Below are 19,759 nucleotides of genomic sequence, written 5' to 3'. Positions count from 1 at the left end.
CATGGCTAAGCTGAGCAGCATTGCCGTTGTAGTCGGTGTGATCGAGAACCGCGATGGCGAGATTTTAATTAGCCGTCGCCAGGCTCAGCAGCACTTAGCCGGGCTTTGGGAGTTTCCCGGGGGCAAGGTCGATAGTGGTGAGAGCAAAGAGCAGGCGCTGGTTCGGGAGTTAAAAGAAGAGCTCGACTTAGAGCTTGAGCCAGGCGCCGCAGATTTCTTGTTTGATATTGAGCACGATTACGCTGAAAAGCGGGTGTGTTTACACATCTTCCACGTGCGCCAGTTTTCTGGTGAGGCTAAAAGCATGGAAGGCCAGCCGCTTAGCTGGGTCAGTAGAAGTGAGATTGCTGACTACGAATTTCCTGAGGCAAACAAGCGCATTGTTGAGTGGCTTGTTTCGAGGGCCTAAGCTCGGCTGCGCATCTTTTCTTTAGGGTTTCTTTAAGCGCGCGACTATAGCTTTACTTAGCTTTAGTTACCGCTGATCTTCCGACCAGCTTTCGGCGCTCTCATCACTGCCTTCTATCTGGTAGCTTTCACTTGCCCAATCGCCAAAATCGATGTCTTTGCAGCGTTTGCTGCAGAATGGCCTTTCGGGAAACGCTTCAGTCATCATCACGGTTTTACCGCAGTTAGGGCACGGAAGGCTGACGGTTTTTACACTCATAATATTCTGACGCTTACTGAAGTACTGCGGTTTGTTTTGCTTGGGGCGCAAGTATTGTGGCTGGCATGCTTGCAGTCAAGTTTGAGCTGAGGCGCCACTTGAAGTGAACTCTTAAGTGAGCGCTAGCTTGCAGTACTCTTGATGCAAAATCTCGACCTGGGACAGGCATTGCGCTTTGTCAGCGCTGTTATCGATGACGTCGTTTGCGTGCTTAAGGCGCTGCTCCCGGCTAAGCTGGCTGGTCATAATTGCGCGAATTTGTTCTTCACTGTTTTGATCACGGGCGCAGGCGCGTTTAAGTTGTTCTGCTTCGCTCAGGTCAACCACCAACACCCTATCGACAAGCTTTTGCTGGCCGGTCTCAAGCAGCAGTGGAGAGCTTAGGATAACGTACGTGGATTGCGCGCGCTCCAGTTGTCGCTCTATTTCCTGGCGTATAAGCGGGTGGGTTAGCTGTTCGAGCCAGAGCTTGGCTTTGGGATCGGCAAAGATAAGTGAACGCAACTGGCTGCGATCAAGGCTGCCGTCGGCAAGCAAAACCTGTGGGCCAAAATGCTCCGCAATTTTGGCTAGCGCAGTTTGGCCCGGCTCGACAACTTCGCGTGCAACGATATCTGCATCGACAACCGTGATACCCAGCTCGGCAAACATCGCCGAAACCGTACTTTTCCCTGAGCCTATGCCTCCTGTTAGGCCGAGTTTAAACATCAGGCTGCAATGAGGCCGAGATACCATCGCTGAATGTCGCTTCCCCAGAAGAAAGCAAACCAGCCGGCGATAGCGAGGTAGGGGCCAAAGGGCATCGGTGTATCTTTATCTTTACCTTTCATTAGAATGCCGGCAATGCCAAATATGGCGCCGACCGCAGACGAAAGAATAATAATGGTTGGCAGCTGTTGCCAGCCCATCCAGGCGCCGAGCGCAGCGAGTAACTTGAAATCACCAAACCCCATGCCTTCCTTGCCCGTAAGAAGCTTAAAGGCCCAATAAATACTCCACAGGCTCAAATAACCGGCCATGGCCCCGTAGACGGCACTTTGCAGGTCAACAAAAGTGGCGACAGAGTTGACCGCCAAGCCGGCCCAAAGCAGGGGCAGAGTTAGGCTATCTGGCAGCAGTTGGTGATCGATATCAATGTAGATCAGGCAAATCAGCGTCCAAGAAAACAGCATTAGTGCTGCAGCTTCAAAGCTTAAGCCGTAGCTCCAAACACAAAACACACCCGTGGCGGCAGTGAGTAGTTCCACAAAGGGGTAGCGCAAGCTAATGGGGCTTTTACAGCGCAGGCAACGGCCCTTGAGCAACACCCAGCTAAGCACCGGGATATTGCACCACGCCGGAATAAGCTGCTTGCAGCTGGGGCAATGCGAGCGAGGAAAGGCGACATTAAAGCGCTCTTCTGCCGGCGCTTCGCCGAGCTCAAGACCGTCATTTTCGGTTAGAAACGCCCGGCACTCCCGGCGCCAGCTGGCCATCATAGAGATGGGTAGGCGGTAAATAACAACGTTCAGAAAGCTGCCGACGAGTAGGGAGAAGACGCCGGCAGCGAGGAGGGTGAGAAATTCCATTGAGCTTAAACAACTTGACCGATTTGGAAAATGGGCAGGTACATAGCAACCATGAGGCCGCCAACTAAGATACCGAGTACAGCCATAATCAGGGGCTCAAGTAGCGTTGTTAGATTGTCAACCATGTTGTCGACTTGTTCTTCGTAGTAGCTGGCTGCTTTATCTAACATTTCATCAAGCGCACCGGACTCTTCACCAATAGTGGTCATTTGAATAACCATTGGTGGGAAAAGCTTGGTTTGAGTCATAGCTACATTTAGCTGGGTTCCTGTTGAAACCTCATCCCTAATGCGAAGAACTGCTTGTTCATATATGTAGTTCCCCGTTGCGCCGGCAACGGAGGTAAGTGCCTCAATTAGAGGAACGCCCGCTGCAAAGGTGGTTGACAGTGTACGCGCGTATCTCGCCACAATTGATTGATAGACAATATCTCCTACGATAGGTAGTCGAAGTGTTAGCCTGTCTAAGGCTATTCGAAAGCCCTTGCTTTTTTCTTTGGCTTTGGAAAAAAAGAAAGCTGCCGCTCCTGCGACCACTAATGCTTTTAGCCAATGGGCTTGAGCTAGTTCAGAAAGGCCAAGCACAAATAAAGTGAATGCTGGAAGATCGGCTCCGAAGCTTGAAAATGTTTCAGCAAACTGGGGTACAACTTTTACTAACAGTATGCCTGTAACAACAATGGCTACGACTACCACTGCAGCAGGGTAGGTCATGGCTTTTTTTATCTTTGCCTTTAGTTGTTCGGTCTTTTCTTTGTAAGTCGCTATTCGATCAAGCATGGTCTCAAGAGCCCCGCTCTGTTCCCCAGAATCGACGAGATTACAAAACAGTTCATCAAAATACTTTGGGTGTTTTTTTAGCGATGTAGCAAAACCAGTACCGGAAGCAACGTCCTCTCTGATAAGGTTGATAAGGTCTGAAAGCTGTTTCTTGTCGGAGCCGCCTGCAACGATGTCAAAGCTTTGTACTAGTGGTACACCAGCCTTCATCATGGTTGCCATCTGTCGAGTAAAAAGGGCGATATCCATCGGCTTAACTGGTTTCCCCCCTGCCCCGAAGAGAGGTTTGGGTTTTTTCCGTACTGATTGGGCTCGAATACCTTGCTTAATTAGCTGTGCTTTCGCTAGCGCCGGAGTTGTAGAGATAACTTCTCCAGATATTTTCTGGCCTTTTTTGTCCGTACCTTTAAATAGAAATGTCTGGCTGACTGTAGTTGCCATTGTTTTAATCCTTCGTTACCCGGTTGGCTTCAGCGAGGCTGGTGACCCCCATAGCCGCCTTACGCAGAGCGGCTGTTCGCAGGTTGAAAAAACCGGCTTCTTTGGCGGCGTCTGCTATCTGAATGGCGTTACCACCATCCATTATAATGCGGCTAATGGATGGTGTGATGCGAACCACCTCATAAACCCCAACGCGCCCTTTGTAGCCCTTGTTGCACTTGTTGCAGCCAACAGGTTCATGAAGGTTGATTTCCTCTAGGTCTATCTCATCAAACCCCTCTTCCTTTAGAATTTCATCAGGAATGTCCGCAGGTTTCTTACATTCGCTGCAAAGTCTTCTTGCGAGGCGCTGGGCAATAATAAGGCTGACCGTTGTAGCAACATTGAATGTTGGAACCCCCATGTTTAATAGGCGAGTAAGGGTTTCGGGGGCACTATTGGTATGTAGCGTTGATAGAACAAGGTGGCCCGTTTGGGCTGCTTTAATTGCAATTTCAGCCGTTTCAAGGTCTCGAATTTCGCCGACCATCACTATATCCGGGTCCTGGCGAAGAAAGCTGCGTAACGCTTCCGCGAAAGTTAGGCCGACTTTGTTACTAACATTAACCTGATTTATGCCTTCGAGGTTGATTTCTACTGGGTCCTCAGCAGTGGATATGTTTCGCTCTGTAGTATTTAAGATGTTCAGGCCAGTATAAAGCGATACTGTTTTTCCGGAGCCTGTTGGCCCGGTAACCAAAATCATCCCTTGAGGCTGAGCAAGCGCATCAAGGTACATCTGCTTTTGGAAGTCTTCATATCCTAGAGCGTCAATACCCAATTTGGCGCTACTTGGATCAAGTATACGAAGAACTATTTTTTCTCCGAATAATGTGGGAAGTGTATTTACCCGAAAATCAATGGCTCGGGTTTTAGTTATCTTCATCTTTATACGGCCGTCCTGGGGGACGCGCCTTTCGCTAATATCCATCTTTGACATAACCTTAAGGCGCGCGGCTAAGCGAGAACCGAGGTTTATTGGCGGCTTTGCGACCTCTTGCAAAATGCCGTCAGTGCGAAAGCGTACGCGATAGGTTTTTTCATAGGGTTCAAAGTGAATATCAGATGCTCCCCCTTTTATGGCATCTAATAAAACTTTATTTACAAAACGAACAATTGGGGCCTCATCTCCACCATCATCATCCGCACCAGAGCTGCTGTCTTCGTCAACAGCTTCAATGTCTAAGCCGTCTAGATCTCCGTCTTCCAGGCCTCCGAGGCTATCCCCTAAGCCTTCTTCAGCTGCATTCATGTACTCTTCTATCGCAACTTGCAGCTTGTCGGCTTCAACAAGTAGAGCCTCGGTACTTAAGCCTGTATTGAATTTTATTTCGTCTAAAGCATGAAGGTTGGTTGGGTCACACACGGCAATGTATAGGCGATTGCCTCGGTGAAAAATTGGCAGTGCTTGGTGCTTTTGGATTAGCTTTTGATCAACCAAGTCTTTTGGGATGCGCTCTCGGTCTAGAGCGTCCAGGTCAATTAATGCCGTACCGAATTCTCGTGAGGCGGATAAAGCCATTGGAAGTGCTTCGACACTCCCTTGGCTAATTAAATACATAGGTAATGGAAGCTTCTCTCGTTTGGCGGAGGCGATCGCCTCTTCAGCAAGTTCATTCGAAAGAAGATTGTCGTATACAAGGTGTCGCGCTAGCCCGCTTAAAGTCATTCGATGCAGCTTGGGTGTTAGGGTTTATATTAGGTGCTAAAAGTGTAACTCAAAATGAAGCAGTAATGGTCTTTGCATGAATTTTTACATAATAAAAACTTTCTAAGTATATGTTAACGCAGCCTTTCCTGTGCGGGGCGAGCTGGGTGCATGAATTTGTCTTCACGTGACAAAAAGTGTCTTGCCTATTCGTGCCAAGCAAGTGTTTGGCTAGCCTAAGTTTATGTTTTTATTATATAAATTTGTTTTGGCATGATGATCGCTTGGCATCTTAGGTCTTTAACTTTTCCTTTATCAAGGGGATTCTCATGAAAGCTATTCAAAAAGGTTTTACGCTCATTGAGCTTATGATTGTTGTTGCGATTATCGGTATTTTGGCTGCTGTGGCTCTGCCTGCTTACCAAGATTACACCGTACGTGCCAAGGTATCAGAGGTTATTCTTGCCGGCAGTGCTTGTCGTACAACGATCACTGAAGTAATTCAGTCGAGTGTTGGTACTACTCTTCCTTCGGCGAACGATTGGGGCTGTGAAAGTTCTACTCAGACTACCAAGTATGTTTCTCAGGTAGTAACTGACGCGGTTGGTAAGATTACCGTTACAGCGACTAATATCTCAGCTTTGACCGCAGGTTCCGCAGACGTTGTTACTATGGTGCCTATGTCCGATGCGACTACAGCCGTTGTCGCTACAGATGTTGGCATTGTTGTCTACGGTTGGCGCTGTGGTTTACCTGCTGATGGCACCACTATTCCTGCTAAATATCTGCCTGGCTCATGCCGCGGTCAGTTCTAAACGCTAAGTAGTACACGAAAAAGCCTCGGTTATCCGGGGTTTTTTTTTGCCTGATTGTTTTGGTGGCGCGTAAAAAAATACAAGTTCAGTTTTGGTTTGTGTGGTGTTTCCTTGTATGAGTCGAGTGATTTTTTGGCGAGGTGTGTCGCTGGCGTTGTTTGTTCCGTTAGTGGTTACTGGAACTGCGCATTTTGGTGCGCCAAGTCCTAGCCTGCTGGCCCTGGTCAGCTCTTTGGCAACTGCGTTTATGCTTGCGTTTTTATGCTTGGGCGTGTCCGCACTTCCTATTCCTCGCTTTCTTGCAGTAAGTGCAATTACGTTGCTTTTGCTCTTTTCTTTTGGGCTAACTGTAGGTAACTGGTGGCATTACCAGTATTTTCAGGCTTATCTGAACTTTGAGTATTTACTGTTCGCAAATAACGCTGGAGCCGCGCTGAACTCAGTTGATGAGTTTGAGTACCGGCAGGCACTTCAGTGGTTGTCCATTGGTTATGTGCTGCTGCTGCTTTTATTTCTTTGGGGGGCTTTATCTAAGCAAAGGCTTGAATTCCGGCGAAGATTATCTGCGGGGGTTGTAAGTGTTCTTTTGTTTGCGGCGGTAACTACCTTTGTGTGGGTTGGTGCTCAAATCTCTCATGTTAAGCGGGTCAATGCTTTTGCTCTCTCTCCTGTATTTTTACACCCAGTCCATGCTTTTTTTTATCCTCTTAGTAATGAGAGGGGTGGGGCAAAAGAGGGGTGGGAGTACTTCAAGCAAAAAAATACTGTAGTTGAAAAGCATGCCTTCTTACCCTCTGGCTATAGTGCCAAAAGCTTTAACGTTCTTATCCTTACTCTTGAGTCAATACGGGCGTCTTTTATCGGTGCGTACGGTGATTCGAGAGGGCTAACGCCAAATTTTGATGCTATTGCTAAAGAAAGTGTTCTTTTTAGTAATTTTTACGCCAATACGAATTATACGATTAAAAGTGAAAATGCAATTTTGTGTGGTATTTTCGATCACAATGCAAAGTTGTCAATTGCTGAGTATTCTGGGACTAAAAATTTAGATTGCTTGGCTTCAGTGCTTGCACATGAGGGGTACAGTTCTAGTTATATGCATGCTAATTCCAGTCGTTTTTATAATCGTGACAATTTCATGTTGGAGCACGGTTTTAGCGATTTGTATTTTCATGCAGATAAGGTCCCTCATAGGGACGATGGGCGTAGGTATATTGGGTGGGGGCTTGCTGATACTGATTTCTATGACCTTGCTCTTGACCGCCTTGAATCGTATTCTCAACCGTTTTTTTCTCAGGTTTTAAGTATTAGTAGTCATTACCCTTTTCAATATGACTGGCCTGTGGATGTCCCTAATTCTAAAAAAAGCCTGGAGCTGATGGATGTACAAGAGCGCATTTATAAAGGATACGAAAATGCGGTTCATTACTCTGATTATGCTTTGGGGGAGTTTTGGAAAAGCTTTAAGCGTTCTACTTTATATGAAAATACGATAGTGCTTATAACCGCGGATCATGGTGTGTGGTCTTTTGATTCAGAGAAAAAGTTGGCCCTATTACTTGATGAAGAGTTCTTTCGAGTGCCGTTGCTTATATATCATCCTGAGATCATTGGCGGTTATCGTGTGGATCAAGTCTCGAGCCAGGTTGATATCCCTTTGTCCGTTTTGGATCTGGTGAAAGCCGAGTACAGCGCACAGAATTATATCGGCAAAAGTATTTTTGACCGTGTTAAGGAGCCTTGGGCCGTACTGATGAAAGGAGGAGGGGTTTCATTTAGAGGGCAAGGTAGGGCTTGTATTCGCGAGGCAGTAAATTGTTCCGGAGCCTATCAGTCGTGCTGGGCTCAAACATCTGCTTCTGATTCAAAGAATCTAACTGGTTCGGCCTCTTGTTATGAAGTAGAAGGCGACTTGTTAACCGGGAAGGCTCTAAAGAAAAGCGAAGAAGACCCAGGTATTCTTGGGCTGGCCTACGATATGATCTACTTTGAAAACCAAAAGGTTTTTGCTGATGACAAGGTGCATTATTTAACTAAGCCATCTCATACAACTATGAGAGAGCTTAGCCAAGAAGAAAATTTGCCGTTTGATGGTTAGTGGCTTTGCAGCTTCCAGTTTTTAATATCTAGGCACGCGTTTCTCTCGCCAACTATATGTTTGCTGTTTAAGGGGGCAAGTAAGCACTCATTCTTTTGCTCAAAAATATTGAGATACAACTCAAGCTGTTCTGTTGAGGGTTTTACCAAGTATAGATCTGTCCTTAAGTATAGTGGCCTCCCTTCAATGAACTCTTGCGCGGCAGCAATAGTATTTGCTTCAGAAATACTATTTGGAAGATTTAGTACGTAAATTGGAATTTTGTCAGTGTAAGGCTCAGGAAGTGTGGTGTCATAAAGCCTTGGTTCAGTTCTACCGATTATATTGATTCCCGAATTGTCTAGCACAATTGCAACAGGTTGTTCGGTGCGAATCGTCCACAAGCCGTATATTAGTGCCGCCACTTGCAATAGAGCTATAACTGTTAAATCAAAAGGTAGGCTTTTTTTGTTGGGGTTATAAACTAGCAAAGTAAGCAATGGGCCCAAGACAAGGTCAATTGCGGCGACGATCAGAATGCCTTGGATGCCTCCAGCAAAGAGAAGGGGGCCGGGAAACCAGAAAAATACAATTAGAACAAGCGCAGCTAGAAAGATTAATATACTGACGCAAAAATGGATAGCGAAAGCCTGCCAACGATTATAAGTGTTAAGTTTCAAGCCAATCATTACTTTTCCACCCTCATCGACAAATCCACCGCCCTAACATTCTTAGTTAAATCCCCAAACGAACAGTAATCCACAGGTAGGTTCCTAGCCTTCGTTAAGGCTTCAAGGCTCAGGTCGCCGCTGAGCTCAAATTTGGTCTTGCCTCGCTCTAAGGTAAAGGCTTCTTTGAGCATAGCCTCTGAGAAGTTGTCTAGCATGGCAACGTCGGCACCGGCGCTTATGGCCTGTTTGAGTTCATCCAGGTTTTCAGTTTCAACCTCGACTTTTTTACCGGGGGCAATTTCGCGGGCCTTGTTAACGGCGGCGCGGATATCTCCGCAGGCGGCAATATGGTTTTCTTTTAGCATAAACATATCGTACAGGCCGATGCGGTGATTGCTGAGGCCTCCGCAGCTGACGGCGTATTTTTGCGCAAGTCTCAGCCCCGGCAGGGTCTTGCGGGTGTCGAGCAGGGTGATTTTGCTCTCGCCAAGTGTGTCTTTGTACTGCTTGGCTTTGCTGGCGACGGCACTTAAGAGCTGGATAAAGTTCAGCGCCACGCGTTCGCCGCTAAGCAGCGTGCGCGCTTTGCCTTTGAGGCTGACAAGCTTGCCGCCTGCCTTAACAAACTCGCCATCGCGGGCGTGCCAGGTAATGCTGTCGAGCCCGCCTAGCTGCTTGAAGGTTTCGTCGAGCCAGGCGCTGCCGCACAGTACACAGTCTTCACGAGTGATGATGTATGCGCTTTTTACACTGTCTTCGGGAATAAGCTTGGCACTGATATCGCCGCTGCCCAGGTCTTCGTCGAGAGCCTGGCGTACTCCGCGCTCTATGTCTTCGCGGATGTCATTAAGAGATAGGTTCATGGGGCTTAACGTACTGTTTCGAAGTTGAAGGCTATTTACGCCAAGGGGCTGGCTGCTCTGTTTTAGCAGGGCACAGGCCTGGCTCTAATTGTATTGGATTAGTGTTAGCACGTCGCCACTTTGGCTAAAGTCGAGCTGTTTCAGCGCGCTCATGCCCAGCAATATTTCTGAGCCCTGCATGCCCGGAGTAATCGATGCGCGCAGGTCTTCAAGCTCTATGCTGCCGAGCTTTAGCCTGGCTATGCGTGTGCTGTACGCGGTTGCGGTACCGTTGGCGGTGTGTACTTTGTGGCTTGGGCCGCGCTGAAGCCCCAGTTTATCGGCGACGCCAGCGGGTATTGCAACGCTTGTGGCGCCGGTGTCGAGCATAAAGGTCACGTTGTGGCCGTTAATTTTGCCGTTGCTGACGTAGTGACCAAAACGGTTGCGCTTTAGTTGCACAATGTTGCGGCCGTCACCCTGTTCACCAACTAGCTTTTGGTTTGGGTTGTACTGCTTGTTTTCCCAAAGGCCGAGCATATAACTTAAGCCAATTAATACAAGCAACCAAAAGATATAAAGCATGGCCTTGCCAGTGCCTGCGGTGCTCGCCTGTTCTTTCGTCATTAGTGTCTAATACCTAGTTTTTTATAACTTTATCTAAAGCATCTGCGCTTGCACAGAAGCTATATTTTTAATCGTCGCCTGAAGACTGAACCAGATCAAAAGTCTCGGCTCTAACGAGCGACCCAGGTCACATTTTCAGCTTTAGGTGCCTGCGAGCAGCTTTGCTTCATGCGTATACTACTTTTTACCTAGTAAGAAAGGTCTGTTGATTTTTGGTTTCTACTTATTTTGACTGAAAAAATCTTTTTGTGGCACGTTTTTCATTAAAGGGTTTTAGTATCTGGCGCTGGCTAAGAGGTGATAATAATGAGCAACATAGTTGCGCTCAACGGTGGTAAAGAGGCAAACGAACCTGCACTCGCTGCCCAGTTGGCTCGTCTACCGGAGCCGGTTAAAACTGTTCGCGACTTAGCCATGCCAGAGCTGGCGGCCATGCTTAAGCTGTTTTTTGAGCGCGCTGATGATGCCTTATTTGAGCTTGCCGATAAAGCGGGCAGCAACGAAGAGCAGAATTTCTATTTTGACTCCATGCGTGAATTGCGCCTTCGACGCCACGTGCTCGAGAGCAGTTTTCAAGGGGAAATAGATACCGCCTTTGCTATTTTACTTGATGAAGGTGGCCAGCGAGATACCTTGTCCAAGCTCAAGGCCGACGCTTTGACACTGGTTGAACACGACGATCTTGATGCGCTTGTCGCTGTCGATACAGCCGTGGCACGCGCCAATGCCACTCACGGAGAGGCTATGCAGTTTCTTGCGCTGCGCCTAGATAGTCTTGTTCCGGTCAAGGTTTACCAAAAGAATATGCCGGTCGGTGCCGACGTGCTTTACTCGGCGTTTATGGGGCGCATTAAGGCGCTCGGGCTCGGTATCAAAGCCAAACTCCACCTGTTTCGAGTATTTGAGCGCTGCCAGATAGAGCTGTTGGCGGGTTTATATACGCGCTTAAATGAAAGCTTGGTTCAGAAAAACGTTTTGCCTTCCCTTGGTCGTGCAGCCGAAGGTGGCGCTGCGGCCAGGGCCAAGGTGCGCGGTGCCGCGCGAAAAAACCACGGCGAATTTACCTCCTCGGCTCACCCGGCCCAACCCGCTTCAGCAGATACAGCCTTAGCGTCTAGTAGCACTGCAGCCCAGCGCGCTCGCGCGAATACAGGCATCGACGCCGAACAGAGCCAGGAGCTTGCACATTTATTTGCCGAGCAGGGTTTAAGTCAGCAGGATGTCTTTGTCAGCCCGGAACAGCTGCAGCAAAATAGCTTTGTACAGGCTTTAAATGCTCTGCAGAATTCCCCCGAGCTGCAAATGGCCGAGCAAATTAATGCCCAGCAGCTAAAGCAGCTTTTACTGAAGCAAGCCGGGAGCCCGGCATCTGCGAGCCCAGCCTCTGGGGCGCAGCCTGACGCAAATAAGCCCAGCCAAACACCCGCGGCCAGCGCGGTCGATGAGCAGGTAATGCTACTGGTTGCAAGTTTGTTTGAGGTGATTCTCGACAACGATAATTTACCGAAGGTGATGAAAGATTTATTAAGTCGCCTGCAGATACCCATTATCAAGGTTGCGATTGCCGATAAAACTTTTTTCACTCAGAGCGGCCATGTTGCCCGGCGCCTGTTAAATGAAATGGCGACCGCCGCAATCGGTTGGGAAGCCAGAAATGGCGAGTTCAACAGCGATCCGCTGTACAAAAAGATCTCTTCAATTGTCAAAACCTTGATGCAGGACTTTGAGCTCAATACAGAAATTTTCTCGGATTTGCTGGCCGACTTTTCTGCGTTTCAAGAAAAAGACCGCAAGCGTATTGCCCTGCTCGAGCGCCGCACTCGGGACGCCGAAGAGGGCAAAGCCAAAGCTGAGTTGGCGCGTGCGGCAGTTGCTGTAGAGATTGAGCAGCGCTGTGCAGAATTTAAGTTGCCCGAGGTGCTCGATAAAATTATCAACGAGGCCTGGAGCAATGTTTTATTTGTTGCCGCACTGAAAAGTGGTGGTGATAGTGATATCTGGGCAGAGCATCTGGCCACGCTTGATGCTCTGCTTGCCAGTGTACAGGCTCCCGCGGATGCAAGTGAGCGCAGCGCACTAATTAAATCAGTGCCGCCGCTGCTGAAAAAAATTCGCGCGGGTTTAGATACGATTTCTTACAACCCGTTTGAAATGTCATCGCTGTTTAAGGGGCTTGAGGCGATCCACCTTGAATGTATTCGCGGAGGAAGCCCGGTAAAACGCCACGCTGAGTTGGCTCAGCAAGAGCTGGAGCAAACACACGCTCTCGGCGCCGAGCAAAAACAACACGCTGAACCGGAGCCTAAGCCTGAATCCGGTGCCATGGGTAAGGCCATCGGCAAAGGCCCAGTTAGCGGGTCTGAGCGCTCTGCCCAGCTTAGCCAGGGGCAAAAAAGTGCCGAACCTGCGAATAAAAACCTTGCTAGCCCCTCGCAGGCGGCCTCGACTTCTTCAGTGCAAACTGCTGAGTCTGAGGGCGGTAGCGCCGCTATTACTGCCGAGCAGCACGCATTGTTGTTAAAACAGGTGCGGGCGTTTGTGCAGGGTGCCTGGTTTGAAATGCAGCTGCAGTCGCAAGGCGCCAGTCAGAGAGCTCGCCTTGCGGCGTTTATCAAACCCACAGGCAAATACATTTTTGTCGATCGCTCGGGCAAAAAAGTGGCGGAAAATACCGAGGCCGGCCTTGTTACCCTGCTTGCCCAGAAGCGCTTAAAGCCCCTCGATAACAGTTTGCTGTTTGACAAAGCTCTCGAAACCATTGTTTCCGGTTTGCGCCCTAAAAACTGATCTAGCGGTGTTTTTATTTCAAGGCTTTGCCTTTTCAGCAATTAGCCCACATTGCTAAGTTTTTGTTGGCCGCGTTATTATCCTTACTACAATAAATTTTCATTCTCTATTGCGCGTAGCTCGAAAAAGAGCGGCTGCCCTGGTGCCGATCATTCTCGATATATAAAGTGGCTCAGCTTCTCGCAATAAAGCCTGTCGGAGTTCGTTTTTGCGGTTAATAGATGGTTGGTTGGATGCAGCTGAGCCTGTGCCCTCGCCAAATTTTAATGAGCGCCCTGCCGAGCAGGAGCCCAGCTTGCTTGTTGTGCACTGTATTTCGCTGCCTCCGGGCCACTTTGGCTCCGGTGACATCCGCCGTTTTTTCCAAAACCAGCTCGATAGTTCGGCCCACCCCTTTTATGAAGAAATTAAGGGCTTGAAAGTTAGCGCTCACTTTTTGATTGAGCGCAATGGTCATCTGGTGCAATTTGTGGCGACAGACAAGCGCGCCTGGCACGCTGGCAAATCGAATTACAAGGGCTGCGATGACTGTAATAATTTTTCCATCGGTGTAGAGTTGGAGGGCTGTGACGATCAAGCCTACAGCGATGAGCAGTACCACAGCCTGACAGCGCTCTGTGCTTATTTGATCGACTATTATCCGAAACTGACTCGCTCGCGGCTGTGCGGGCACAGCGATATTGCTCCCGGTCGCAAGAGCGATCCGGGCCCGGCTTTTGATTGGGGCCGCTTACAACAACTATTACGACAAGCTACTTAGGGTTCATTATGGAAATCATTGTTGTAGTTCTGGCGCTGGCTTTTTTGCAGATCTGGGGCGCACAAAACCCGCTGCACAAAGATGGCTGGTTTTTCTGGTGGCGCAGCAAACTCGCTCGCTTAAATAGCAGCAGTGAAACCGAGCTGAGTGAAACGCGCAGCTTTTTAAATGTCGTCTGGCCTCTGGTGCTTGTTGCTATCGTCTTCCAGCTGCTGTTAAGCCAGAGTATCTGGCTGGTGATGCCACTGGCGGTTGTTGTTTTACTCTATAGCTTGGGCAGGGGCGAGTTTTTTGAAATTGTGCGCGAATACACCCAAGCCTGTTATATCGAAGACTGGGACAGTGCTTGTGAGCGCGCGCGCCGTTTTGATGTGGAAGTGGACGATCTTGAGCGCGACGATTGGTCGAGCCTGCACCGCCATGTTTTAGATCAGGCAGGCTATCGCGGTTTTGAGCGTATGTTTGCTGTACTGTTCTGGTTTTTCTTACTCGGCCCGGTCGGCGCGTTGATGTATCGCCTTGTGTTTTTGCAAAGTCACGCCGAACCGGGTGATAAGCTCAGTCAGCGCTGGCTGTGGTTGCTCGAGTGGCCGGCGGTGCGCCTGCTCGGCTTAACGTTTGCGCTTACCGGCAACTTTCAGGGCTGCATTGAGCACTGGCGCGACTGCCTGCTGTGCGGCAGCCGCCGTACCAACGATATTCTAAGCCCGATGATACTCGGGGCGCTGGCGGTCAGTGACGATACCATCCAAGATGGCGAAATTACCCGCAAAGAGCTGACTTTAATGAGCAAGCTTTTCCAGCGCTCACTCTGGTTCTGGATTGCGGTAGCAGCGCTGTTTTCGCTGTTTGCTTAACGGCTGATTTGGGCTTCAAAATGGGATGTAAAAGCCTTGCTTAAGATCGAGCGCTCCTGGGCTGATGCGGCCCGCCTCTATGTAAAAAAGCCTGTACTGACCATGTTGTTTTTGGGCTTTTCAGCGGGGCTGCCATTTTTGCTGGTGTTCTCAACGCTGTCTGCTTGGCTTAGAGACTACGGTGTCAGCAAGTCGGCGATCGGCTTTTTTGCCTGGGTCGGTTTGACGTACTCAATCAAGGTTTTCTGGGCGCCTTTTGTCGACAGCATTAAATTGCCGCTGTTATTTAGCAGGCTAGGGCGCCGGCGCAGCTGGCTTTTGGCTGCTCAATTGGGGGTGGCCATTGGCCTGGTACTGATGGTCCAGCTCGACCCCCGGACCCAGCTTGCGGCGATCGCGCTGTGTGCGGTGTGGGTCGCGTTCAGTTCGGCAACTCAGGATATTGCGCTCGACGCCTTTCGTATTGAAAGTGCCGATGAAAGTGTTCAGGGGGCCATGGCCGCAAGCTACCTGCTCGGTTACCGTCTGGCGCTGATGGCTTCCGGGGCTGGGGCACTTTACCTGGCGGATATTGCCAGCTGGCAAGTTGCCTACTGGTCGATGGCGGCGCTTATGTTGCTGGCGATGCTGGCAACGCTGTTTGCTTCGGAGCCTGCGCTAAAAAATACACCGCTAAGAGCCTCTTCTGCGCTGAGTCTGGCGGGGCTTAAGCATTCATTTGTCGACCCGTTTATCGATTTTTTTCAGCGCAACGGCCGTTTTGCCCTGCTGGTACTGGCATTTGTCGGCCTGTACCGACTCAGCGATTTAATTATGGGCATTATGGCCAACCCGTTTTATCTGGATCTGGGTTTTACTAAAACCCAAATTGCGCAGGTGACCAAAGTCTTTGGCATTGTTGTAACGATAGTCGGGGCTTTTGTTGGCGGTATTGTTGTTGCTCGCTACGGTGTGTATGGCCCGCTGTTGATTGGGGCCTGCAGTGCGGCGCTGGCCAACTTGTTTTTTGCCAAGCTGGCGCTAGTCGGCGCCGATGTGTCCTGGTTATACGTAACCATTAGCGCAGATAACTTCAGTGCAGGTTTTGCCCAGACCGTGTTTATCGCCTATTTATCGGGTTTGACCAATCGCGCTTATACGGCCACACAGTATGCGCTGTTTAGCTCCCTTATGACTCTGCCCGGCAAATTTGCCAGTGGTTTCTCTGGTGTATTTGTCGACAGTTTCAGTTATCAGGTTTTTTTCCTGTATGCGGCAGCGATGGGATTGCCTGCTATCCTTTTGTCTTTGATTTTGTGGCGTCGCGCTAGCAAGTTGCCCGCGAGCTGATGTATTTATTGTTGTTGTTTTGTTATCGTTTCTGTTTCTAATTTGTTTCGTTTTTCTTGCATGCGCTGTCGCATACGCCACTGTTCCACCGCTGTTGTAGCCGCCTTAATAAGCTTGGCTTTTGCTTATCCTGTTTCGGCCGGCGAGCTCTTGCTCGACAATAGCGACAGGATAGAGGGCGAGTTGCAAGCGATTCGGGCGACGGTGGTGGTGTGGAAATCCCGCAACTTCGGCACGCTGGAAATCAAGAAAAACAGCATAGTCGATTTGGTCAGTTCGGTGCCTTTAAAACTGCGCGGTCACGACGGTGTTTGTTACTGGGCCGGGCTAGACTCATCGCGCCTTGTGCGCCTTGAATGTGAAGAGGGCGGCAACCTAAAGCTCGGTTTTCTTGAAATTAAAGAAGCGCTGTTATTCGAGGGCTATCGCCAGTCGAGTTTTGGTCACAGTGGCCATATAAAGGCCACCGGTTATTTGGAGTCCGGCCAGGTAGAAAAGCAGGATTGGAATATCGATTTTGCCCTCAACCTTCGCCACCGCGACTTCCGCCATGGTTTGACCTACAAATATCGCGCAGAGTCTTTTGATGATGGGCCGCTCTCACAGCGCAATGAGCCGCGCTATCAATTTGACTGGTTTTTTGCCCCCAAGACCTATTTGACCTCATCGGTGACCTTGCTTAGAGACGAGCTTCGTTTGGTCGATAAGCGGGTCAGTTTTGGTGCCGGTGTCGGTTATCAATTCTGGGAAAATCGGCGCTCAGCGCTGGCGATTGAGTCTGGCCCCCAGTATCTCAATGAGGTGGTGGTCGATGCCAACGACAGTAAAATCAAATACCCCGATGAATACAGCTCCTGGCGCATGGCCTTTGATGGCCGCGTGCTGCTGCCGAAAGATCTAAACGCCTATAGCAAGCTCGAATGGCTGCAGGGCGTTCGCCAGCAAAACGACTGGAACTTCAACAGTGAATCGGGCATGGCCATGCCGATTGCCAAAGGCCTGAGCGCCGATCTTAAACTGATTTACAACTATGACAACCTGCCGCCCGAGGGCGTGGTAAAACAAGATTCCCGCCTTACTGTAGGGCTTGGATATCAGTGGTAGAGCCCCATATAGCAAGAACGAGTAGGTTTTGTTTATCTGATTGCGCCCATCGGAGGCTTTTGTGCAAATATTTTTAGTGTTGTTTATTGTTGCCCCGCTGATTGAGCTGTTTGTGATGTTTGAGGTCAGTGGCGTGATCGGTGGCCTGCCTACCGTTGCGCTTGTGGTACTAACGGCGCTTATCGGTGTCACATTGATCCGTATTCAGGGCTTTAGCACCTTGATGAGTGCCCAGCAGAAAATGACCAGAGGCGAGCCGCCTGCGCGCGAGTTGCTCGAGGGCCTGTGTCTCGCTGTGGCCGGCTTTATGTTACTGGTGCCGGGCTTTATCAGCGATACGCTCGGCTTTTTGTTGCTTGTCCCCGGCTTGCGCCTGGCCTTGATTCGCAGATTGTTAAGGCCGGTTCAGTACCGCTATCAAAGCCATGCAGGCGAAAATATTGACGGCAAATCAAAAGGTCGCACGATCGACGGCGAAAGCTGGCGCGAATAGCTTTGTGTCCCCTCGGGTGGGCTGGCACGGCCGGGGTTTGCGCGGCACATTCAACAAAATGCAATTTTTTTTAAGTTTTGCTGTTGAAAAGCCCAAACTGAGCCCCATCTTCAGCTTCACGGAATTCACCGCAGTGCCAAAGGCTTTGCGGTTTCGCTAAAACTTCGGCCCAAGGGCCTTTACATATTGCTTAGATATTACGGAGAGACCTTCATGAATATCCGTCCTTTACACGATCGCGTTGTGGTTCGCCGCAAGGAAGAGGAAGAAAAGACCGCAGGCGGCATCGTTCTTCCTGGTTCCGCGAAAGAAAAGCCCAACCAAGGTGAAGTCGTTGCTGTTGGCAACGGTCGCGTTCTGGACAACGGTGAAGTTCGCCCTGTTGACGTGAAAGTGGGCGACACTGTTGTTTTCGGCAAATACGCCGGCAGCGACACCATTGAGGTAGGTGGCGAAGAGCTGGTTATCCTCAGCGAAAGCGACATCAAAGCGATCGTCGAATAAGAACGCTTTATTTCACTGATCCCAATTCCACTTAAGAGCTAACGGAAAAGAATCTCATGGCTGCTAAAGACGTAAAATTTGGTAATGACGCTCGCGTAAAAATGCTCGCTGGCGTAAACATTCTGGCTGACGCTGTAAAAACAACTCTGGGCCCCAAAGGCCGCAACGTTGTTCTCGACAAAAGCTTCGGCGCTCCTACCGTAACAAAAGACGGTGTATCTGTAGCGAAAGAAATCGAACTGGAAGATAAGTTCGAAAACATGGGCGCGCAGATGGTTAAAGAAGTGGCTTCAAAAGCTTCTGACGACGCCGGTGACGGTACCACTACCGCAACGGTTCTGGCTCAAGCCATTGTTAACGAAGGCCTGAAGTCTGTTGCCGCCGGCATGAACCCTATGGACCTTAAGCGCGGCATCGACAAAGCCGTTGCCGCTGCGGTTGAAGCTGTTCAGGCGACTGCCCAGCCTTGTGAAGACACCAAGTCTATCGCTCAGGTAGGTACTATCTCTGCCAACTCCGACACCCACGTTGGTGACATCATTGCTGAAGCAATGGAAAAAGTTGGTAAAGAAGGCGTGATCACCGTTGAAGAAGGCAACAGCCTCGAAAACGAACTCGACGTTGTTGAAGGTATGCAGTTCGATCGCGGTTACCTCTCTCCTTACTTCATCACCAACCAAGACAACATGAGCGTTGAGCAAGAGTCTCCGTTCCTGCTGCTGGTTGACAAAAAAATCTCCAACATCCGTGAGCTGCTGCCAGTTCTGGAAGCCGTAGCCAAAGCCGGTAAGCCTCTGGTTATTATCGCTGAAGATGTTGAAGGCGAAGCGCTGGCCACTTTGGTTGTTAACAACATGCGCGGCATCGTTAAAGTCTCTGCGTGTAAAGCTCCTGGTTTCGGCGATCGTCGCAAAGCCATGCTGCAGGATATCGCCATCTTAACTGGCGGTACTGTGATCTCTGAAGAAGTTGGTTTGGATCTTGAGTCTGTGACTCTCGAGCACCTCGGCCAAGCCAAGCGCGTAACCATGAGCAAAGAGAACAGCGTCATCGTTGACGGCGCTGGTGAAGCTGCTGACATTCAAGCTCGCGTTGGCCAGATCCGCGCGCAAATCGAAGAGACTTCTTCTGACTACGACCGTGAAAAATTGCAAGAGCGCGTAGCCAAGCTGGCTGGCGGTGTTGCCGTAATCAAGGTTGGCGCTGCTACTGAAGTAGAAATGAAAGAGAAAAAAGCTCGCGTTGAAGATGCACTGCACGCTACCCGTGCTGCGGTTGAAGAAGGTGTGGTTGCCGGCGGTGGTGTTGCCCTGGTTCGAGCTGCCGCTTCTATCGAAGGTCTTGAAGGTGATAACGAAGATCAAAACCACGGTATCGCAGCTGCCTTGCGCGCCATGGAAGCACCTATCCGCCAGATCACTAAAAACGCTGGTGACGAAGACTCCGTTGTTGTTAACAACATCAAAGGTGAAAGCGGTAACTACGGTTACAACGCTGGCACTGGCGAGTATGGCGACATGATTGCTATGGGTATCCTCGACCCGGCTAAAGTAACCCGCACTGCACTGCAGGCTGCAGGTTCTATCGCCGGCCTGATGATTACCACCGAAGCGATGGTTGCCGACGCACCACAAGACGCTGCACCAGCTGCTCCAGATATGGGTGGCATGGGCGGTATGGGTGGCATGGGCGGTATGATGTAAACGGACTTACGAATGCCGTGTAGCACATGGACGTGCGAGAGCGGCGAT

19 protein-coding genes are annotated in these 19,759 nt (G+C 49.8%); 11 read left to right on the top strand and 8 right to left on the bottom strand.

Going from position 1 to position 19,759, the window contains the following annotated elements; genetic code table 11:
• Position 1: 1 nt before the first annotated feature.
• On the top strand, positions 2-409 hold the full coding sequence (gene mutT, locus CFK45_RS04960) for an 8-oxo-dGTP diphosphatase MutT (protein WP_096085325.1): 408 nt from the start codon (positions 2-4) through the stop codon (positions 407-409).
• A 66-nt stretch (positions 410-475) separates the two neighbouring features.
• On the opposite strand, the gene CFK45_RS04955 is transcribed toward mutT, so the two are convergent.
• The 5 genes from CFK45_RS04955 to pilB form a co-directional block, all read right to left on the bottom strand.
• Complete coding sequence (locus CFK45_RS04955; protein WP_096085504.1) at positions 476-667, bottom strand: DNA gyrase inhibitor YacG; 192 nt, start codon at positions 665-667, stop codon at positions 476-478.
• A gap of 111 nt (positions 668-778) precedes the next feature.
• A complete protein-coding gene (gene coaE / locus CFK45_RS04950; protein WP_096085324.1) occupies positions 779-1,375 on the bottom strand; it encodes a dephospho-CoA kinase in 597 nt (198 codons plus the stop codon).
• Complete coding sequence (locus CFK45_RS04945; protein ID WP_096085323.1) at positions 1,375-2,235, bottom strand: prepilin peptidase; 861 nt, start codon at positions 2,233-2,235, stop codon at positions 1,375-1,377. Before CFK45_RS04945 ends, coaE begins: the two co-directional genes overlap by 1 nt.
• 5 nt (positions 2,236-2,240) lie before the next feature.
• Entirely contained in the window at positions 2,241-3,455 is a 1,215-nt protein-coding gene (locus CFK45_RS04940) for a type II secretion system F family protein (RefSeq protein WP_096085322.1), read from the bottom strand.
• Between the two features lie 4 nt (positions 3,456-3,459).
• Complete coding sequence (pilB, locus tag CFK45_RS04935) at positions 3,460-5,163, bottom strand: type IV-A pilus assembly ATPase PilB (protein WP_096085321.1); 1,704 nt, start codon at positions 5,161-5,163, stop codon at positions 3,460-3,462.
• A 308-nt stretch (positions 5,164-5,471) separates the two neighbouring features.
• Between pilB and CFK45_RS04930 the strand changes: the two genes are divergently transcribed.
• The gene (locus CFK45_RS04930) at positions 5,472-5,957 is read left to right on the top strand and encodes a pilin (protein WP_096085320.1); all 486 of its coding nucleotides are present in this window, start codon (positions 5,472-5,474) and stop codon (positions 5,955-5,957) included.
• 115 nt (positions 5,958-6,072) lie between these two features.
• Complete coding sequence (locus tag CFK45_RS04925) at positions 6,073-8,055, top strand: LTA synthase family protein (RefSeq protein WP_096085319.1); 1,983 nt, start codon at positions 6,073-6,075, stop codon at positions 8,053-8,055.
• Here CFK45_RS04925 and CFK45_RS04920 read toward each other — a convergent pair.
• From CFK45_RS04920 to CFK45_RS04910, 3 genes are all read right to left on the bottom strand, one after another.
• Complete coding sequence (locus CFK45_RS04920; protein WP_096085318.1) at positions 8,052-8,723, bottom strand: hypothetical protein; 672 nt, start codon at positions 8,721-8,723, stop codon at positions 8,052-8,054. The two genes, CFK45_RS04925 and CFK45_RS04920, sit on opposite strands and share 4 nt — an antisense overlap.
• Positions 8,723-9,568: a carboxylating nicotinate-nucleotide diphosphorylase gene (gene nadC, locus CFK45_RS04915; protein WP_096085317.1), complete on the bottom strand. Its 846-nt coding sequence runs from the start codon at positions 9,566-9,568 to the stop codon at positions 8,723-8,725. Before nadC ends, CFK45_RS04920 begins: the two co-directional genes overlap by 1 nt.
• 84 nt (positions 9,569-9,652) lie before the next feature.
• On the bottom strand, positions 9,653-10,174 hold the full coding sequence (locus CFK45_RS04910; protein WP_096085316.1) for a retropepsin-like aspartic protease family protein: 522 nt from the start codon (positions 10,172-10,174) through the stop codon (positions 9,653-9,655).
• Between the two features lie 306 nt (positions 10,175-10,480).
• Between CFK45_RS04910 and CFK45_RS04905 the strand changes: the two genes are divergently transcribed.
• The 8 genes from CFK45_RS04905 (at position 10,481) to groL (ending at position 19,711) form a co-directional block, all read left to right on the top strand.
• Positions 10,481-12,961: a DUF1631 domain-containing protein gene (locus tag CFK45_RS04905; RefSeq protein WP_096085315.1), complete on the top strand. Its 2,481-nt coding sequence runs from the start codon at positions 10,481-10,483 to the stop codon at positions 12,959-12,961.
• Between the two features lie 208 nt (positions 12,962-13,169).
• The gene (ampD, locus tag CFK45_RS04900; protein ID WP_096085314.1) at positions 13,170-13,721 is read left to right on the top strand and encodes a 1,6-anhydro-N-acetylmuramyl-L-alanine amidase AmpD; all 552 of its coding nucleotides are present in this window, start codon (positions 13,170-13,172) and stop codon (positions 13,719-13,721) included.
• Between the two features lie 8 nt (positions 13,722-13,729).
• Positions 13,730-14,578 (top strand): histidine kinase, encoded by an 849-nt coding sequence (locus CFK45_RS04895; protein ID WP_096085313.1) that lies wholly within the window; start codon positions 13,730-13,732, stop codon positions 14,576-14,578.
• Between the two features lie 36 nt (positions 14,579-14,614).
• Complete coding sequence (locus CFK45_RS04890; RefSeq protein WP_349677393.1) at positions 14,615-15,907, top strand: AmpG family muropeptide MFS transporter; 1,293 nt, start codon at positions 14,615-14,617, stop codon at positions 15,905-15,907.
• Positions 15,908-16,021: 114 nt separating this feature from the next.
• Positions 16,022-17,011 carry a DUF481 domain-containing protein gene (locus tag CFK45_RS04885; RefSeq protein ID WP_204378422.1) on the top strand — a complete coding sequence of 330 codons (990 nt, stop codon included), beginning with the start codon at positions 16,022-16,024 and terminating at the stop codon, positions 17,009-17,011.
• A gap of 61 nt (positions 17,012-17,072) precedes the next feature.
• Positions 17,073-17,504: an FxsA family protein gene (locus tag CFK45_RS04880; RefSeq protein WP_204378421.1), complete on the top strand. Its 432-nt coding sequence runs from the start codon at positions 17,073-17,075 to the stop codon at positions 17,502-17,504.
• A gap of 213 nt (positions 17,505-17,717) precedes the next feature.
• The gene (groES, locus tag CFK45_RS04875; RefSeq protein ID WP_096085311.1) at positions 17,718-18,008 is read left to right on the top strand and encodes a co-chaperone GroES; all 291 of its coding nucleotides are present in this window, start codon (positions 17,718-17,720) and stop codon (positions 18,006-18,008) included.
• Positions 18,009-18,064: 56 nt separating this feature from the next.
• Positions 18,065-19,711, top strand: a complete 1,647-nt coding sequence (gene groL / locus CFK45_RS04870) for a chaperonin GroEL (RefSeq protein ID WP_096085310.1) — start codon at positions 18,065-18,067, stop codon at positions 19,709-19,711.
• Positions 19,712-19,759: the final 48 nt, after the last annotated feature.

It is taken from the genome of Agaribacterium haliotis (genome assembly GCF_002312815.1).
Classification (GTDB): domain Bacteria; phylum Pseudomonadota; class Gammaproteobacteria; order Pseudomonadales; family Cellvibrionaceae; genus Agaribacterium; species Agaribacterium haliotis.
Note: the sequence above shows the minus strand (reverse complement) of the source record. Positions and strands in the feature narration are given on the sequence as shown.

Coding starts and splice junctions, on each gene's coding strand:
- mutT (WP_096085325.1), top strand. CDS start 2: ATGGCTAAGCTGAGCAGCATTGCCGTTGTAGTCGGTGTGATCGAGAAC.
- CFK45_RS04955 (WP_096085504.1), bottom strand. CDS start 667: ATGAGTGTAAAAACCGTCAGCCTTCCGTGCCCTAACTGCGGTAAAACC.
- coaE (WP_096085324.1), bottom strand. CDS start 1,375: ATGTTTAAACTCGGCCTAACAGGAGGCATAGGCTCAGGGAAAAGTACG.
- CFK45_RS04945 (WP_096085323.1), bottom strand. CDS start 2,235: ATGGAATTTCTCACCCTCCTCGCTGCCGGCGTCTTCTCCCTACTCGTC.
- CFK45_RS04940 (WP_096085322.1), bottom strand. CDS start 3,455: ATGGCAACTACAGTCAGCCAGACATTTCTATTTAAAGGTACGGACAAA.
- pilB (WP_096085321.1), bottom strand. CDS start 5,163: ATGACTTTAAGCGGGCTAGCGCGACACCTTGTATACGACAATCTTCTT.
- CFK45_RS04930 (WP_096085320.1), top strand. CDS start 5,472: ATGAAAGCTATTCAAAAAGGTTTTACGCTCATTGAGCTTATGATTGTT.
- CFK45_RS04925 (WP_096085319.1), top strand. CDS start 6,073: ATGAGTCGAGTGATTTTTTGGCGAGGTGTGTCGCTGGCGTTGTTTGTT.
- CFK45_RS04920 (WP_096085318.1), bottom strand. CDS start 8,723: ATGATTGGCTTGAAACTTAACACTTATAATCGTTGGCAGGCTTTCGCT.
- nadC (WP_096085317.1), bottom strand. CDS start 9,568: ATGAACCTATCTCTTAATGACATCCGCGAAGACATAGAGCGCGGAGTA.
- CFK45_RS04910 (WP_096085316.1), bottom strand. CDS start 10,174: ATGACGAAAGAACAGGCGAGCACCGCAGGCACTGGCAAGGCCATGCTT.
- CFK45_RS04905 (WP_096085315.1), top strand. CDS start 10,481: ATGAGCAACATAGTTGCGCTCAACGGTGGTAAAGAGGCAAACGAACCT.
- CFK45_RS04895 (WP_096085313.1), top strand. CDS start 13,730: ATGGAAATCATTGTTGTAGTTCTGGCGCTGGCTTTTTTGCAGATCTGG.
- groES (WP_096085311.1), top strand. CDS start 17,718: ATGAATATCCGTCCTTTACACGATCGCGTTGTGGTTCGCCGCAAGGAA.
- groL (WP_096085310.1), top strand. CDS start 18,065: ATGGCTGCTAAAGACGTAAAATTTGGTAATGACGCTCGCGTAAAAATG.